Source organism: Pseudomonas sp. SDO5532_S415 (assembly GCF_054071155.1).
In genome coordinates this window covers 1-15,450 of the sequence record NZ_JBSVWS010000150.1, presented here as the reverse complement: position 1 = coordinate 15,450, position 15,450 = coordinate 1, and the positions used below count along the sequence as shown (strand labels likewise).

At 62.1% G+C, this 15,450-nt stretch carries 10 protein-coding genes; 3 read left to right on the top strand and 7 right to left on the bottom strand.

All coding sequences use genetic code 11. The annotated features are described in order from the left end of the window. Nucleotides 1-102: 102 nt before the first annotated feature. From ACW9HW_RS24050 to ACW9HW_RS24030, 5 genes are all read right to left on the bottom strand, one after another. Nucleotides 103-1,089 (bottom strand): lysylphosphatidylglycerol synthase domain-containing protein, encoded by a 987-nt coding sequence (locus ACW9HW_RS24050; RefSeq protein ID WP_457401946.1) that lies wholly within the window; start codon nucleotides 1,087-1,089, stop codon nucleotides 103-105. Continuing rightward, the gene (clsB, locus tag ACW9HW_RS24045; RefSeq protein WP_457401945.1) at nucleotides 1,076-2,368 is read right to left on the bottom strand and encodes a cardiolipin synthase ClsB; all 1,293 of its coding nucleotides are present in this window, start codon (nucleotides 2,366-2,368) and stop codon (nucleotides 1,076-1,078) included. The genes ACW9HW_RS24050 and clsB overlap by 14 nt, the downstream gene beginning before the upstream one ends. Continuing rightward, nucleotides 2,365-3,162: an endonuclease/exonuclease/phosphatase family protein gene (locus tag ACW9HW_RS24040; protein ID WP_095197183.1), complete on the bottom strand. Its 798-nt coding sequence runs from the start codon at nucleotides 3,160-3,162 to the stop codon at nucleotides 2,365-2,367. The genes clsB and ACW9HW_RS24040 overlap by 4 nt, the downstream gene beginning before the upstream one ends. After that, nucleotides 3,159-4,085, bottom strand: a complete 927-nt coding sequence (locus ACW9HW_RS24035; RefSeq protein WP_457401944.1) for a DUF72 domain-containing protein — start codon at nucleotides 4,083-4,085, stop codon at nucleotides 3,159-3,161. Before ACW9HW_RS24035 ends, ACW9HW_RS24040 begins: the two co-directional genes overlap by 4 nt. Before the next feature lie 188 nt (nucleotides 4,086-4,273). Continuing rightward, nucleotides 4,274-5,476 (bottom strand): MFS transporter, encoded by a 1,203-nt coding sequence (locus tag ACW9HW_RS24030; protein ID WP_457401943.1) that lies wholly within the window; start codon nucleotides 5,474-5,476, stop codon nucleotides 4,274-4,276. 205 nt (nucleotides 5,477-5,681) lie between these two features. Here ACW9HW_RS24030 and ACW9HW_RS24025 point away from each other — a divergent pair, with 205 nt between their 5' ends. After that, nucleotides 5,682-7,802 (top strand): mechanosensitive ion channel family protein, encoded by a 2,121-nt coding sequence (locus tag ACW9HW_RS24025; RefSeq protein ID WP_457401942.1) that lies wholly within the window; start codon nucleotides 5,682-5,684, stop codon nucleotides 7,800-7,802. Between the two features lie 132 nt (nucleotides 7,803-7,934). Here ACW9HW_RS24025 and ACW9HW_RS24020 read toward each other — a convergent pair whose 3' ends face one another. Further along, nucleotides 7,935-12,239: an Lhr family helicase gene (locus ACW9HW_RS24020; RefSeq protein ID WP_457401941.1), complete on the bottom strand. Its 4,305-nt coding sequence runs from the start codon at nucleotides 12,237-12,239 to the stop codon at nucleotides 7,935-7,937. A gap of 309 nt (nucleotides 12,240-12,548) precedes the next feature. Between ACW9HW_RS24020 and ACW9HW_RS24015 the strand changes: the two genes are divergently transcribed. Together ACW9HW_RS24015 and ACW9HW_RS24010 are read left to right on the top strand one after the other, a co-directional pair. Then, complete coding sequence (locus ACW9HW_RS24015; protein WP_457401940.1) at nucleotides 12,549-13,433, top strand: sugar nucleotide-binding protein; 885 nt, start codon at nucleotides 12,549-12,551, stop codon at nucleotides 13,431-13,433. Then, nucleotides 13,426-14,355 carry an NAD-dependent epimerase/dehydratase family protein gene (locus tag ACW9HW_RS24010; protein WP_095197188.1) on the top strand — a complete coding sequence of 310 codons (930 nt, stop codon included), beginning with the start codon at nucleotides 13,426-13,428 and terminating at the stop codon, nucleotides 14,353-14,355. The genes ACW9HW_RS24015 and ACW9HW_RS24010 overlap by 8 nt, the downstream gene beginning before the upstream one ends. A 232-nt stretch (nucleotides 14,356-14,587) precedes the next feature. On the opposite strand, the gene ACW9HW_RS24005 is transcribed toward ACW9HW_RS24010, so the two are convergent. After that, entirely contained in the window at nucleotides 14,588-15,286 is a 699-nt protein-coding gene (locus ACW9HW_RS24005) for an OmpW/AlkL family protein (RefSeq protein WP_457401939.1), read from the bottom strand. Between the last annotated feature and the right edge of the window lie 164 nt (nucleotides 15,287-15,450).

The following is a 15,450-nucleotide window of genomic DNA, read 5'->3' as shown; positions in this document are numbered from 1 at the left end:
GCTCCCACAGTGGATCCTCGTCGTGCACAGCACTTGTGTTCGACACCGATCAACAGGTGGGAGCGAGCCTGCTCGCGAAGGCGCCCGCTCAGACACTGCAAATCACTTGGGTTTTTTCGCAATCCGCAACGACTTGGCCTTGGCCTCCACCAGCAAATACATCACCAGGGTGATCAACAACGGCAACAGAAAATAAATCGCCCGATAAGCCAGCAACCCCGCCACCAGGCTGCCTCGCGATGCTTCGTGTTGCAGCAGTGCCACAAACACCGCTTCCAGCACGCCGAGCCCGGCCGGTATGTGGGTGATAACCCCGGCGATAGCGCTGATCAGCAGCACGCCAAGCACCAATGGGTAGTCGAGCTTGCTGGGCAGCAGGGTGAAGATGACCGCTGCCATCAGCGACCAGTTCAGCGCCCCGAGGGCCAGTTGCAGAATCGCCATGCGCATGGACGGCAAGTTGATTTCCACACCGCGTATCGACCATTCGCGGCGTCTGGAGAACTGGCACGCCGCGAGATAGCCCGCGCTGACCAGCAACAGCAACACGCCTACACCTTGCAGCGCGTCGCTGCTGAGTTTCCAGCCCGGGGGCATGCGTACCAGTCCACTGCTGAACACCGCCCCGGCAATCACCATGTAGCCGAACCAGTTGGTGGCCAGGCTCAGGCCAAGGATTTTCGCGATGTTGCTTTTGCTCACGCCGAGCCGCGAATACAGCCGGTAACGCATGGCAATGCCGCCGACCCAGGCGCTCAGGTTGAGGTTGAAGGCATAACTGATGATCCCCACCGGCAGGATCTGTTTCCAGGTCAGGTTCTGGCGGATGTAGGTGCGGCCGATCAGGTCGAAACAGGCGTAGACCAGAAAACTCGTCAGGGTCAGCCCGGCGGCGATGATCAGCGTGCGCACCTTGAAGTCGGCCAGGGTGTCGAGCACTTCGCCCCATTCGATGCGCTGGGCAAACATCGTCAACAGCACAATCAGCGCCAGGAAAAACAACATTGTCAGCGGTCTTTTCCAACGGCTCCAGCGTGATTTGGCCGGATGGTCGGCGTGGGGCGCCGCATGGGTTTCAGTGCGGCTCATGCGGATCGCTCCCGGTCGGTGAGGTGAAGGCTTTCAGGCGTGGTTTATGCGCCGGCAACCAACCGGCCCATGCCGGGAAATGCCGCAGGAAGTGGAACACCAGAAACCCCACGGTCATGTGCCAGACGCGCCCGCGCGGGGCCTCGTCCACCGACATGGCCTTGCAGTGGTTGTCGCTGAGTTCTTCGAGTCGATCAAACAGGTCACGATTGAACGCGCGATCGCGGATCAACACATTGGCTTCCAGATTCATCGACAGGCTCAACGGGTCCAGGTTGCTGGAGCCGACCGTGCTCCAGTCCTCGTCCACCAGTGCGACCTTGCCGTGCAGGGGGCGGTCGCAATATTCGTAGATCTTCACCCCGGACTTGAGCAGGTAGTCGTAGGTCATGCGCGCGGCCAGTTTGGCCACCAGCATGTCGGGCTGGCCCTGCAGAATCAGTCGCACATCAACACCGCGGCGGGCAGCGTTGCGGATCTCGCGCAGCAATCGGTAGCCCGGGAAAAAGTAAGCGTTGGCGATAACCACGCGCCGTTGCGCAGTGCGCAATACCTGGCGGTAAACCTCTTCGATGTCGGTCGAGTGTTCTGCGTTATCGCGATATACCAGCCGCACCTGGCCATCGTGATCAGTGACGGCCAGTTCCGACCGACGCTGGCGGCGTCGTTGCCACCAGTATTTGGCCCGTGCGGGACGACCGCATTGCAGCAGGGCAAAGTGATGAATGTCGGCCACTACCGGGCCTTGCACTTCAACCGAATAATCCTGCTTGGCCTCGGGGCCGAAATCGGCCAGATGATCGGCGGAAAAGTTGATCCCGCCAATGAAGGCAACGGTCCCGTCCACGACCACTATCTTGCGGTGCAGGCGGCGGAACCAGTTGGTGCGGATGCCCAGGCGCTTCGGCGCCGGGTCGAACATTTGCAAGTGCACACCGGCACCGCTGAGGGCGGTCAGATAACCGCTGCTCAGTTCGCCGCAGCCGAATCCGTCGAGGCTGGCGGTGACGCGCACGCCCCGTTGCGCGGCGTCGATGAGCACGGTCTTGAGTTCTTCGCCGACCTTGTCTTCGAATACGATGAAGGTTTCCAGGAGAATCTCGGTTTTGGCCTGGCGCATGGCCTCGAACACCCGGGGGAAGTAGGCCTCGCCGTTTTCTAGCAGTTCGACGCGGTTACTGCCTTGCCAGCGATATTCGATGTCGACCGGCGCGGGTGCGCTGGTCGGCGGCGTGGCAATCGGTTCCACAGTGGATTTTTCCATCGGTGAGGTGCTCATAGTTCGATCTCCACCGACAGCGGTGCGTGGTCCGACAGGTGCGACCAGGGCCGGGTGGTCAATACTTGTGGGCAGCTAGCCTTGAGGTTGCGTACGTAAATGCGGTCAAGACGCAACGCCGGCAACCGTGCGGGAAAACTGCGTGCGGGCTTGCCGTGGTGCTCGGCGAACACTTCGCGCAAACCGCAGGGCTTGAGCAGGGCATCGGCGCGCAGGCGCCAGTCGTTGAAATCTCCGGCGACGACCACCGGCGCATCGTCTGGCAGCTCTTGCAGACGACGGGCCAGCAGTTTGAGTTGTTCGTTGCGGTGGCTTTCACGCAGGCCCAGGTGGACGCAAATTGCATGCACCTCCGGACCTTCGCCGGGCAGGCGCAAGACGCAATGCAGGATCCCGCGATTCTCGTGGCCGCTGATGGACACATCGAGGTTGTCGTGGCGCACGATCTGGAATTTCGACAGCAGCGCATTGCCGTGATCGCCCGCCGGATACACCGCGTTGCGTCCGTAGGCGAATTGCGGCCACAGGGTGTCGGCGAGGAATTCGTACTGCGGCATCGCCGGCCAATTGTTGTAGCGCTTTGGATGCTGTTCGTGGGTGCCATGGACTTCCTGCAAAAACACCACATCGGCTGAAACACTGCGTACCGCTTCGCGCAGCTCCGGCAGGATGAAACGCCGGTTCAACGCGGTGAAACCCTTGTGGGTGTTCACCGTCAACACCGTGAAACGATGCACCATGGTGTCGATGGTGGCCTGCTCGTCGGTGACGCCGACCGGTTCGCGCATGCTCATGGCAATGCTCCTTCGGCAACGGGCTCACCGGGTGCGGTGGCCAAATCCTGGTCGAGGTCGAATCGCTCCAGCAGTCGGCGAGCATCGAAAGGTGCGCGGACCTTGATGTCGTTATCGAAGTAGCAGAACACTTCGCGGGATTTACGCGCCCTGGGTTTCTGCCGGGGCGCGATCAAATGGGGATCCTTCGGTTGCCGCCCTTGATTCCAGGCCTCGATCCGTTCACCCCAGCGTTGCAGTGCCTGCGGCGTGTAGCCGCTGGCGTAGAGTTCTTCGGCACCGTGCAGGCGCAGGTAGATGAAGTCACTGGTGATGTCTTCGCGATACGGCCATTTACCGGCGGTATCGGCGATCACCAGCGCCGTGTTGTAGCGTTTGAGCAGGCGGACAAAGGCCGGATCGATGAAACTGTCGTGACGGATTTCCACGGCGTGGCGCACAGGTTTTTTCTTGTACGCCTTGAGGCTGGCGTGGCCGTGGAGGTGCGAGTCGTGCTGACGGGCGAGCGTGGCCGCCTCGGCGGTGTTGTGTGGCAATTGTTCGAGGAAGGTCTCGAACAGTTCGGCATCGAATTTGAAGTTGGGCGGGAATTGCCAGAGGATCGGCCCGAGTTTTTCCTTGAGCTCCAGCACCCCGGAGGCAAAGAAATTCGCCAGGGGCTTGTGGATGTCGCGCAGGCGTTTGATGTGGGTAATGAACCGCGGAGCCTTGACGCTGAACACGAAATGCACCGGCGTTTCGATGTACCACTGGGCATAGCGCTCGGGCCGTTGCAGGGCGTAAAACGATCCATTGATTTCGATGCTGTTGACCGCCCTTGACGCGAATTGCAGTTCGCGTCGCTGGGGCAACCCCTTTGGGTAAAAATCCCCCCGCCAGGGCGTGTAGCGCCAACCTGAAATACCGATGTGAATCGCCGCCATGTCGCCTCCCGTGCGAGTGCCCCATTCTTTTGCTGACTGCGGGGCGACGACGAAAGTTTCGCCGGGGCTACGGACGGTAGCTTTTCACGAACCACCGCAGATCCACTGTGGGAGCGAGCCTGCTCGCGAAGGTGGTGTGTCAGTCACATCAAATTCGAATGTGGCGCCGTCTTCGCGAGCAGGGATTATCAGTGACTGGCGACTACACGGATCGAGGATTCGGCATACACCGGCCCCAGCCGATCCAGGCGGCCGCTCCACGCGGTCAGCGCCAGTGCCACCAGCACTACCAAACCACCAATCCATGCGGTATGGATCAAGCCCATGTGCGCAACGATCAAGCCGCCGCCCCACGCACCACCGGCAATCCCGAGGTTGAACGCGGCGATGTTCAGACCCGAAGCCACGTCCACCGCATGGGGTGTGTGATGTTCGGCCTGACGCACCACATAGACTTGCAGCCCCGGCACATTGCCGAACGCCACGGCACCCCAGACCAGAACGGTGGCCAGCGCCAGCCACGGATTAGCGGCAGTAAAGGTCAGTACAAACAGCACGGCGGCAAGCAGGGCAAAGACGATTTTGAGGGCGCTGATCGGGCCGCGTTTATCCGCCAGTTTGCCGCCCCAGATGTTGCCGACGGCCACCGAGATGCCGTAGACCAGCAGCACCAGGCTGACGGTGCTGGCGCTGAAACCGGATACGTCCTGAAGGATCGGCGCCAGGAAGGTGAAAGCGATGAACGAGCCGCCGTAGCCAATGGCGGTCATGGCGTACACCAGCAACAGCCGAGGCTGTTTGAGGACCTGCAACTGCTGCAACAGCGACGCGGGTTTGCTGTGGGCGATGTTTTTCGGCACATAGAGCAGGCTGCCAATGAAGGCGATCACGCCCAAAGCCGACACCGCGAGGAAGGTTTCACGCCAGCCGAAATGCTGGCCGATGAAGGTGCCCAGCGGTACCCCGGTGACCAGTGCCACGGTGAGGCCAGTGAACATGATGGCGATCGCGCTGGCGGCTTTTTCCTTGGGCACTAGACTGGTGGCGATGGTCGAACCGATCGAGAAAAACACCCCGTGGGCCAGGCCGGTGACGATTCGCGCCAGGATCAGCGACTCGTAGCCCGGCGCTTTCCAGGCCAGGAGGTTGCCGAGGGTGAACAGCACCATCAGCGACAACAGCAGCAATTTGCGCGGGACTCTGCCGGTCAGGGCGGTCAATACCGGCGCGCCAACGGCGACACCCAGTGCGTACAGGCTGACCAGCAGGCCGGCGGACGGCAGGCTGACCCCGAGGTCGGCGCCGATGGTCGGTAACAGGCCAACGATGACGAACTCGGTCGTCCCGATGGCAAAAGCGCTGAGGGTCAGCGCGAGCAAGGCAATGGGCATGGCTGCAACTCCGGTGGATTGATGTGATGGGGCGCAGTGTCGGGGTTTGGGCTGTGCGGAAAAATACAGGGATGGGCATTTGATATTTGCGTAGCGGTCAAATATCGCCAGCACAGTGCAATACCTGTGGCGAGGGAGCCACCACCGAACTTACCGGCCATTTCCCGATCAGTTCCTTACAGTCACATCCAAGGGAGCGGATACGTTGATCAAGCTCAAGACCGCGATTTTACTGGGGGCGCTGCTGTTAATTGGCAGCGAGGAACTGGACGCGGCAGCCATCCCGGGCCTGCCGGCGGCCACCGCGACACCACCGGCACATCCGCAACCGCTGGTGCAAGGCGGGTTGTTGGGGGCCATCAGTTCGAGCATCGATGAAGTACAGGAAAAACTCGATCTCAACGAAAACCTGGTCGACGCCTGGCGCTTGCGCGCCGACCGTGCAGCCGATGAAGTGGATCAACTGGTCAATCGTCCATCGGCCCGGTCGGCCTGGAGTGTGGCGGGGGATTTCCTGCTGTTGACCGCGGTGTGGGCAGGCGTCTTCGGCCTGCTTTGGATGTTCGGCAGGTTTTTGACCGCGCGTCTGTGCCGGCATCGCTTGCTGCTCAGTCGCGAGCGCGGCCAGGCCTTGCTGGGCTACGTGTTGCCCTACAGCATTCCCGCGGTGGTCAGCCTGCCGCTGACGATCTATGCCAGCCAGTTTTTGCCCGTCTCGGCCGGCCGGGCAATGGCCTTGTGTTTTGCCTATGCCACCAGCAGCGGCATTTTCGCCGCGTCCTTGGTGATGTCGCTGGTGGTGCTGTTCAACGCCGGTCACAAGCGCAGGGCGGTGCAGATCATTCGCCAGGACAGTCCGCGACCGCTGTTTCTGATCGGCTTTCTGGTCGCCCTGAGCGATGCCCTGACCAGCCCGCAGATCGCTCATCAGCTGGGCAGTAACCTCACCAGCAGCATGGCGGTATTTACCGGTCTGGCGGCATCGATTTCTTTTGGCCTGCTGGTGTTCCGCCTGCGCCGTCCAGTGGCTCAGGTAATCCGCATTCTGCCGCTGGCCCAGCGGCGTTCGCAGCCGGCCTTGCGCGAAACCCTGCGGATTTTTTCCGGACTCTGGTATTGGCCGATTCTGTTGATGGTGCTGGTTTCGATCATCAACCTGATCAGCATCAGCGAAGACAATCAGCAGGTGTTGCGCAGTGCGCTGTTTACCACGGTGTTGCTGATTGCCACGGTGTTTCTGAGCACCACGTTGCATCACCTGTTCAAGTCGCGCAACGCAGTGGAGCTGCGCCGCAGCAGTGCCTACAAGGAACGCTTCCTGAACCTGTCCCACGCCTTGTTGCGCATCGCCATGGCCATCGTGTTCATTGATATTCTCGGGCGCATCTGGGGCGTATCGCTGTTCGAGTTCGCAGTGAGCAATTCGGTCGGACGGGCGATCAGCGACTCGCTGAGCCACATCGGTTTGATCTTCCTGATCACCTGGATGGTCTGGGTGGTGCTGGACACGGCGATCCAGGAAGCCCTGAAACCACCGGTCAACAAACGCTCGGCACGCCAACCCAGTACCCGGGTCAAGACCATCCTGCCGCTGCTGCGCAACGCGATCAAAATTATTCTGGTGGTGATCTGCGCGATCACCACCATGGCCAATCTGGGCATCAACGTGGCACCTTTCCTGGCCGGTGCCGGTGTCGTGGGGCTGGCGATCGGCTTTGGTTCCCAGCAACTGGTGCAGGACGTCATCACCGGGTTGTTCATCATCATCGAAGACACCTTGTCCATCGGCGACTGGGTGGTGCTCGACTCCGGGCACGCCGGCACCGTAGAAGGCCTGACCATTCGTACCTTGCGCCTGCGTGACGGCAAGGGGTTTGTGCACTCGGTGCCGTTCGGCCAGATCAAGGCCGTGACCAACCAATCACGGCAGTTTGCCTATGCGTTCTTTTCGGTGCAGTTCACCTACGACACCGACGTCGACAAGGCCATCGAACTCATCCGCGAGGCGGGGCACTCCATCAGCGACGACCCGTTCCTCAGGTACAACCTGCAAGGTCCGCTGGATGTGTTCGGCGTCGACAAGATGGACCTCAACGGTGTGGTGCTGACGGCGCAGTTTCGCACGGTATCAGGTGGACAATATGCGGTGAGCCGGGCGTTCAACCAACGCTTGAAAAAGCTTGTGGATAACAGTCCATGGGTGCATTTCGCGCAGACTTATCCACAGCAGGTTTTGATGCCCAGGCAAGCGGAGCCGATGCACGATGGTGCGGCAGAGCCGGAGCACTCGGCGGTGTTGATGACGGATCGGCCGCGCACTCAGTAAGGAGGGGGACAGTGATGGCCTCTTCGCGAGCAGGCTCGCTCCCACAGTGATCTGTTTTGTAGGCAGGATTTGAGTCGGACACAAATCCCTTTTGGGAGCGGGCTTGCCCGCGAAGGGCCGGATCGGACAGCATCAATGCCGGATCAGTTTGCTGCGCACTTCAGCCATGGCCTGTTGATCCAGCTCCAGCCAGAACTGCTGTTTACCGGCGATCTCGGCAGCAGCGGGCAACCCATCGCGATACACCAGCCGATTGCTCGTCAGCGCTGGCACTTTCGCACCGGGCAGCAAGGTGCCGGCAAGGTTCAGCGGGTCAACCCCGCACACCGCAACCAGGCTGCCGTCATGGGGTCGACGCCGCACTTCGCGCAGCAATGGAATCGCCTCGGGCAGCGCGAACTGTTCGCCTGCCAGACCACTGACAAAGCGTCCACCCCGAATCTCGCCCCGTGCTTCCAGGCGATGGAAAGTGCGCAGCAGTCCGCGCCAGCTCGGCAGCCAGTCCGCCTCACGTTCCAGCAAGCGCCAGAACACCACGCCGTAGCGGCGCAGCAAGGTCATGGCGATGTGTTCCAGGGTGTCGGCGGGTATCGGCAACGGGCGCGGGTTATCCACAACCGGCGCTGGCGAGCCGCGTCGAAGCAAGGCCCAGCGTCCGGCATCATCCATGCCGCCGATAAACGCTCCGCGCCCACGTCGGCCGCTGCGCGCCTGACGTTTGCTGGCGGGTGTGATCAAGGCTCGAAGCCCGGCGAAACTGTCGGCATTCACCAGTCCGGCGCCGACCAGCTCTTGCAGGGCGATTTCCAGTTCGGTGCGCAATACATGCGCTTCATGCACCAGCTCATCGAAAAACAACGCGCCGTGCTGGCGCAGTGAGTCATAAACCTTTTGCGTTTTGGGCGACAGTTCGCTCACCGGCGTCTGCTCGGCCAAGTCGCTCCAGAGCCCGACCCGATTGCGCGGCAGCAACACAATCGGCGTGCTGCGCAGGGCCGTGCCGGCGCCTTTTTTGCGGGCGGTGAGGCGGGTCCAGACCAGCTTGCCGCTGCGGCACAACTCATCCAGCCAGGTGGGCGCGTAATCCTTGAGGCGCGCCGGCAGGATCTCGCTGTCCCAGGCCGATGCCGCAGCGGGGTAACCCTCGAACTGAGCGATGATCGCTGGCAACATCGCGCTGCCCCGGCCCTGGGTGGTGCTGGACAGATGCTGCCAGTCGAACAGAAAGCGCATGAAATCCTGCAACGCCACGGGCTCGATTTCCCGCCGCAGACGCTTGACCGTATAACGGTGAATCCGCGCCAGCAGATGTCGCTCGCACCATTCTTCTTCGGCGTGGCCCGGGGTGAAGCGACCGCGCAGCACGTAGCCTTCGCGCTCCAGTTGCGCCAGTGCCCGGGTGACCTGTGTCGACGGCAATCCCAGCGGTTCGGCAATCGCCTTCAGCGGCAGAGGCCCAAACGCGCTGAGCCGGGCACGAACCACCTCAACCACGGCGTCGTCGGCTTTCCAGGGTTCATCGAATCCCGGCAAAGCCTGCAGCGCCGGGCTCAAATCACCTTGTGGATAAATCGCCTGCAAGCAGCTCAGTCGTTCCCGGGCCAGCCATAGCGAGTGATTGATACGGCAGGCGCGGCCACTGTCGGCCAGGGCATTCAACCCATCGAGCCAGTTCAAGTTGGCTTGCGCCTCGGCCTCCGTGATGCAGGCCAGGCTCATCAACGCCTCGTGCATTTCATCGACCCCGTTGGGCGCTGGCCAGGCTTCTTGCGCCACGGCGACGATGGCATCAAAGTCCAGTACGCCGAGATCATCGGTGGATTGTGGATCGCTCCAGCGACGATTGAGCACGGCTTGGGTTCGACGCTCTTCCAGCGGTGCATCATCGAGAAAGGTGTAGGGCCTGGCGCTGAGAATTTCCGCAGCCAGGGGCGAAGGCGCGGGCAAGTCGCGGCTGATCAGGCGGATTTCGCCGCGTTCCATGCGCCGCAACAACGCCAGCCAGCCTTCGCTGTCCATGGCCTCATGCAGGCAATCGTCGAGGGTTTGCTCCACCAGCGGATGGTCGGGAATGTCCCGTTCACCGACGAGGTTTTCCACACAGGCGATCTGGTCAGGAAACACACTGGCGATCAGGTCTTCGCTTTTCATCCGCTGGATCTGCGGCGGGACCTTGCGCCCTGCGCTGTAGCGCGGCAACGCCAGGGCCACTGCGGCATTCCAGCGCCAGCGCACACCGAACAACGGCGCATCGAGCACGGCCTGGATCAGCGTGTGCTCGGCGCTGTTGCTGTGCAGGTAATGCCAGACGTCGTCCAGTTCGAAGCTGTGGCTGGTGGACAATGACAGCACGATGGCGTCTTCACTGGCGGCAGCCTGCAACTCAAAGTTGAAGGTGCGGCAAAAACGCTTGCGCAGGGCCAGGCCCCAGGCACGGTTGATGCGGCTGCCGAACGGCGTATGAATGATCAGTTGGGTGCCACCGGACTCGTCGAAAAACCGCTCCATCAGCAGCGTGTCCTGGGACGGCAGGGCGCCGAGGGTCTGGCGGGCACGGGCGAGGTACTCGACCAGTTGCTCGGCGCTGGCGAGATTGAGGCCAAGGGTCTGGGTCAGCCAGTCGAGGGCCGGTTGCAGGTTGCCCGGTGTGGCAGCCAGCAACTGATCGAGCTGTGCTTGCAGGCGCGCGACGGCAAACGACAGCTCTGCACTGCGTCCCGGCGCTTCGCCGAGCCAGAACGGAATCGTCGGCGGTTGCCCCTGGGCATCTTCGACCCGGACCTTGCCGGTTTCGACCCGCAGGATCCGGTACGAGGTATTGCCCAGCTGGAACACGTCGCCGGCGATGCTTTCCACGGCAAAGTCTTCGTTGACGCTGCCGATGTTCAACCCCTGGGGTTCCAGCAATACGCTGTAGTCGGCGTTGTCGGGAATGGTCCCGCCGCTGGTCATGGCTGTCAGTTTGGCGCCGCGGCGCCCGCGCAGAGTGCGGCTCACGGCATCGCGGTGCAGGTAGGCGCTGCGGATGCCCTGACGCCCGTTGTAGCCCTCGGCGAGCATGTGCAGCAGCGCTTGATAGTGTTTTTCGTCGAACGCGGCGTAGGGCCAGGCCTGGCGGAACATTGCCAGCAAAGCGTCCTCTGGCCATTCCTGGCAGCTGACCTCGGCGATGATCTGCTGCGCCAGTACGTCCAGCGGCGCCAGCGGGATCTGCAAGGTGTCCAGTTCGCCGCGGCGTACACAATCGAGCAGCGCAGCGCATTCGATCAGATCGTCACGGGTGGTGGCGAAAAGGCGTCCCTTGGGCGTGCCACCGACCTGGTGTCCGGAGCGGCCGACCCGTTGCAGGAATCCGGCGATCGAGCGTGGCGAAGCAATCTGGCACACCAGGTCGACATCGCCGATGTCGATGCCCAATTCCAGCGAGGCCGTGGCGATCAGCACTTGCAACTCGCCGCGTTTGAGTCGCTGCTCCGCGTCCAGGCGAAACTCCTTGGCCAGGCTGCCATGGTGGGCGGCCACGGCGTCCTTGCCCAGGCGTTCGCTCAGGTGCCGGCTCAAGCGTTCGGCCAGCCGACGGGTGTTGACGAAAATCAGCGTGGTGCGGTGTTCGCGGGCGAGGGCGGCAAGTCGGTCGTAGACCAGTTCCCAGACATCATTGGCCATCACCGCCGACAACGGCACGGGCGGCACTTCGATGTCCAGGTCCCGTGGGCGGGCATGGCCGATGTCGACGATTTCGCAGCCTCGATCGCGGCCGACCAGAAAGCGCGAGACGGCTTCGATAGGTTTTTGCGTGGCCGACAGGCCGATGCGCACCAGCGGTTCGCCACAGAGCGCCTGCAGGCGCTCCAGGCTCAGGGCCAGGTGGCTGCCGCGTTTGCTGGCGGCGATGGCGTGGATTTCGTCGACGATCACCGTACGCGTGGTGCCGAGCATTTTTCGGCCCGAGTCGGAACCAAGCAGCACGTAGAGCGACTCCGGGGTGGTGACCAGAATATGCGGTGCGCTCTTGCGCATCGCCGAGCGGTCTTTTTGCGGGGTGTCGCCGGTGCGCACGGCGGTGGTGATCTGCAATGGGGGCAGGCCCATCACACGCAGTTGTTCGGTGATGCCGGCCAGTGGCGTTTGCAGGTTGATGCGGATGTCGTTGGACAGCGCCTTGAGCGGCGAGACGTAGACCACCAGGGTTTCGTCAGGCAGGCCGCTGTCGGTGTCCAGCCCACGGTGGACAAGATCGTCGATGACCGCGAGGAACGCGGTCAGGGTTTTGCCGGAGCCGGTGGGCGCGGCGACCAGGGTCGAGCGGCGCTGACGGATCAGCGGCCACGCCCGGGCCTGGGCGGCGGTCACCGTCGCGAAGGTGTTGCTGAACCAGGCGCTGACGGCGGGGTGGAAGCCGTCCAGGGCACTGTCTGCGGGGATGGGCAGGTTCATGGTCTGATTTATGCGGGTGAGACGGGGAAGATGCAAGTACCGCTCAAGATCTTCGTTGGCCATTAGGGCTTCTTCGCGAGCAGGCTCGCTCCCACAGTGAATTGGTGTACACCGCAGCTCCTTTGTGGAAGCGAGCCTGCTCGCGAAGAGGCCGGAACAGGCGATGCAAATCCCGGGCATCTACACTTTACGGATGACGGTTGCGCACTAAACCCGCAAAATGCAACGATTCCGGCAACTATCGACGGCATCGCCCGCGAGTGCTGTCGATAAAACCATTGTTTCAATCAGACTGGGCCTGCTGACTCTATGCGAATGCGCCTTATGTTACTGGGCGGCGGAAATGCCCTTGGGCAGGCGCTGATTCGCCTCGGTGCGGAGGAAGACATCGGTTTCCTCGCCCCCCGCCCACCACAAGATGGCTGGGACGCCGCGAGCCTGACGCAATTGCTCGACGACACCCGTCCGGACGCGTTGATCAACCTCGCCTACTACTTCGACTGGTTCCAGGCGGAGACGGTCAGCGAGCAGCGTCTGGCCGGGCAGGAGCGGGCGGTCGAGCGCCTGGCCGAACTGTGCCAGCATCACAACATCGTTCTCTTGCAGCCTTCGAGCTATCGCGTGTTCGATGGCTCGCGCGCCACCGCCTACAGCGAAAAAGACGAACCGGTGCCGCTCGGCCTGCGTGGTCAGGCCTTGTGGCGGATCGAACAGAGCGTGCGCGCCACTTGCCCGCAACACGTATTGTTGCGCTTCGGCTGGCTGCTCGATGATAGCCCCGAAGGCACCCTCGGGCGGTTCCTCGACCGGGCCGAACACCCGGAAGAGCTGCTGATGGCCGATGATCGCCGAGGCAATCCAACGCCGGTGGATGACGCCGCCCGTGTGATCATTTCAGTCCTCAAGCAACTCGACTGCGCGGCGCCGCTGTGGGGCACCTACCACTACGCCGGGCACGAAGCGACCACGCCGCTGGCGCTGGGACAAGCTATCCTCAGCGAAGCACGCGTCTTGCACCCGCTGGCCATCGAAGCGCCGACCGCCCAGGCCCACGCCGCGCGGCCGGACGCTGCCGAAGAACCGCAACACGCGGTGCTGGCCTGCAAGAAAATTCTGCACACCTTCGGGATCAAGCCACGCGCCTGGCGCGCCGCTCTCCCGGGCCTACTGGACAGGTTCTATCGCCATGGCTGACGCTCCCGTTCTGATCACCGGCGGTGCCGGTTTCATCGGTTCGCACCTGACTGACGCCTTGCTCGCCAAGGGGTATTCGGTGCGGATTCTCGACGACCTGTCCACCGGCAAGCGCAGCAACCTGCCGCTGGACAATCCCAAGGTCGAACTGATCGTTGGCGACGTCGCCGATGCCGCGCTGGTGGCACGGTCGATGGCCGGTTGCAGTGCAGTCGCGCATCTGGCGGCGGTGGCCTCGGTACAGGCCTCGGTGGACGATCCGGTAAAGACTCACCAGAGTAATTTCATCGGCTCGCTGAATGTCTGCGAAGCCATGCGCCAGTCCGGCGTCAAGCGTGTGCTGTTTGCTTCCAGCGCAGCGGTATATGGCAACAATGGCGAAGGCGAGTCTATCGATGAAGACACGCCCAAGGCGCCGCTGACGCCCTACGCCTCGGACAAATTGGCCAGCGAGCATTACTTCGATTTCTACCGGCGCGAACATGCCCTGGAACCCGTGATTTTCCGCTTCTTCAACATCTTCGGTCCGCGCCAGGATCCATCCTCGCCGTACTCCGGGGTGATCAGCATTTTCAGCGAACGCTCGCAGAAAGGCCTGCCGATCACCGTGTTTGGTGACGGTGAGCAGACGCGGGATTTCGTGTACGTCGAGGATCTGGTCGATCTGCTGGTGCAAGCCATCGAAAAACCGCAGGTGGAAGTCGGTGCGGTCAACGTCGGCTGGAACCAGGCAACCACCCTCAAGCAACTGCTCGAAGCACTGAAAGCGGTGGTCGGTGATTTGCCACCGGTGAACTATGGCCCGGCACGTTCCGGCGATATCCGTCATTCACGGGCTGATAACCGGCGTTTGCTCGAACGTTTTACCCGCCCGCAGCAGACCGCGATGAGCGTCGGACTGGCTCGGTTGCTGGGGCGCTGAGCTGTTCAAACCCACAAAAAAGGCGCCCTTGAGAGGCGCCTTTTTCATGGGCATCGCTTAGAAAATCTGTGGCGAGGGAGCTTGCTCCCGCTCGGCTGCGCAGCAGCCGTAAATCCGGTAAATACGGTTTGTTTGAATCACCGCTGTCGCCGATCCTGGGGCCGCTTCGCAGCCCAGCGAGAGCAAGCTCCCTCGCCACAATTGCCCGCAGTCACCACCACGTGATTGCTCGTTAGAACTTGTAGCCCAGGCCCACCATGTAGACGAACGGATCCGCATCCACGTTCACCCGTGCCCGGGTGCCCGGTGCGACGGCGTTGTTTTCCACGGTCGCGCGGGTGTCGATGTCGATGTAGCGCAGCTGGGCGTTGAGCAGGATGTTGTCGGTCAGCATGTAGTCGGCACCGACCTGCCAGGCCACGCCCCAGGAGTTTTGGGTGTTGAAGTTGCTGAAACCATTGGCGCGCGCTTCGCTGCTCAGGTGTTCATCGTACATCCAGGTGTAGTTGACGCCAGCACCGACATAGGGCTGGAACGCGGACTTGGAGTCGAGCGGGTAGTACACCAGGCTCAAGGTCGGCGGCAGTTGATTGAAACTACCGAGCTTGCCGTTGGCTGCACTCAGGGCTGTGCCCTTGAGTTTTACATCATGCTCGAACGGCGTGGCCGCCAGCAATTCGATGCCCAGGTGATCGGTGATCATGTAGGCGAAGTTCAGGCCTAGTTGCGTGTCGCTGCTCAGCGTCGCCTTGCCGCCCAGATCGGCGCCGCTCAATGGGCCCTGATCGACCTTGACGGTGGAACTGTCGGTATTGGGGTCGACGGTGATCGCGCCGGCACGCAAGAGGATGTCACCTTTTTCGTGGGCGTGGGTGAGCGGGGCTGCGAGCGCGAGGGCAAACAGCGTGGCGCCGAGCAGGGGCTTGTTCATGGGGGCTCCAAAGGACGTTAAAAATCTTTGATGTCCAATGGTAAGGCGCCTAACGATTTGGTCTTTTGACTCAGCTCAAAGGAAACGGTGATGGGGTTGGTTTTTGCGGAGGCTTCGATGGCCTCTTCGCGAGCAGGCTCGCTCCCACATTTGGAATGCGTTCC

Bases quoted from the DNA above. Each gene is read 5' to 3' on its own strand.
- ACW9HW_RS24050 (WP_457401946.1), bottom strand. From the start codon at position 1,089: ATGAGCCGCACTGAAACCCATGCGGCGCCCCACGCCGACCATCCGGCC.
- clsB (WP_457401945.1), bottom strand. From the start codon at position 2,368: ATGAGCACCTCACCGATGGAAAAATCCACTGTGGAACCGATTGCCACG.
- ACW9HW_RS24040 (WP_095197183.1), bottom strand. From the start codon at position 3,162: ATGAGCATGCGCGAACCGGTCGGCGTCACCGACGAGCAGGCCACCATC.
- ACW9HW_RS24035 (WP_457401944.1), bottom strand. From the start codon at position 4,085: ATGGCGGCGATTCACATCGGTATTTCAGGTTGGCGCTACACGCCCTGG.
- ACW9HW_RS24030 (WP_457401943.1), bottom strand. From the start codon at position 5,476: ATGCCCATTGCCTTGCTCGCGCTGACCCTCAGCGCTTTTGCCATCGGG.
- ACW9HW_RS24020 (WP_457401941.1), bottom strand. From the start codon at position 12,239: ATGAACCTGCCCATCCCCGCAGACAGTGCCCTGGACGGCTTCCACCCC.
- ACW9HW_RS24015 (WP_457401940.1), top strand. From the start codon at position 12,549: ATGCGAATGCGCCTTATGTTACTGGGCGGCGGAAATGCCCTTGGGCAG.
- ACW9HW_RS24010 (WP_095197188.1), top strand. From the start codon at position 13,426: ATGGCTGACGCTCCCGTTCTGATCACCGGCGGTGCCGGTTTCATCGGT.
- ACW9HW_RS24005 (WP_457401939.1), bottom strand. From the start codon at position 15,286: ATGAACAAGCCCCTGCTCGGCGCCACGCTGTTTGCCCTCGCGCTCGCA.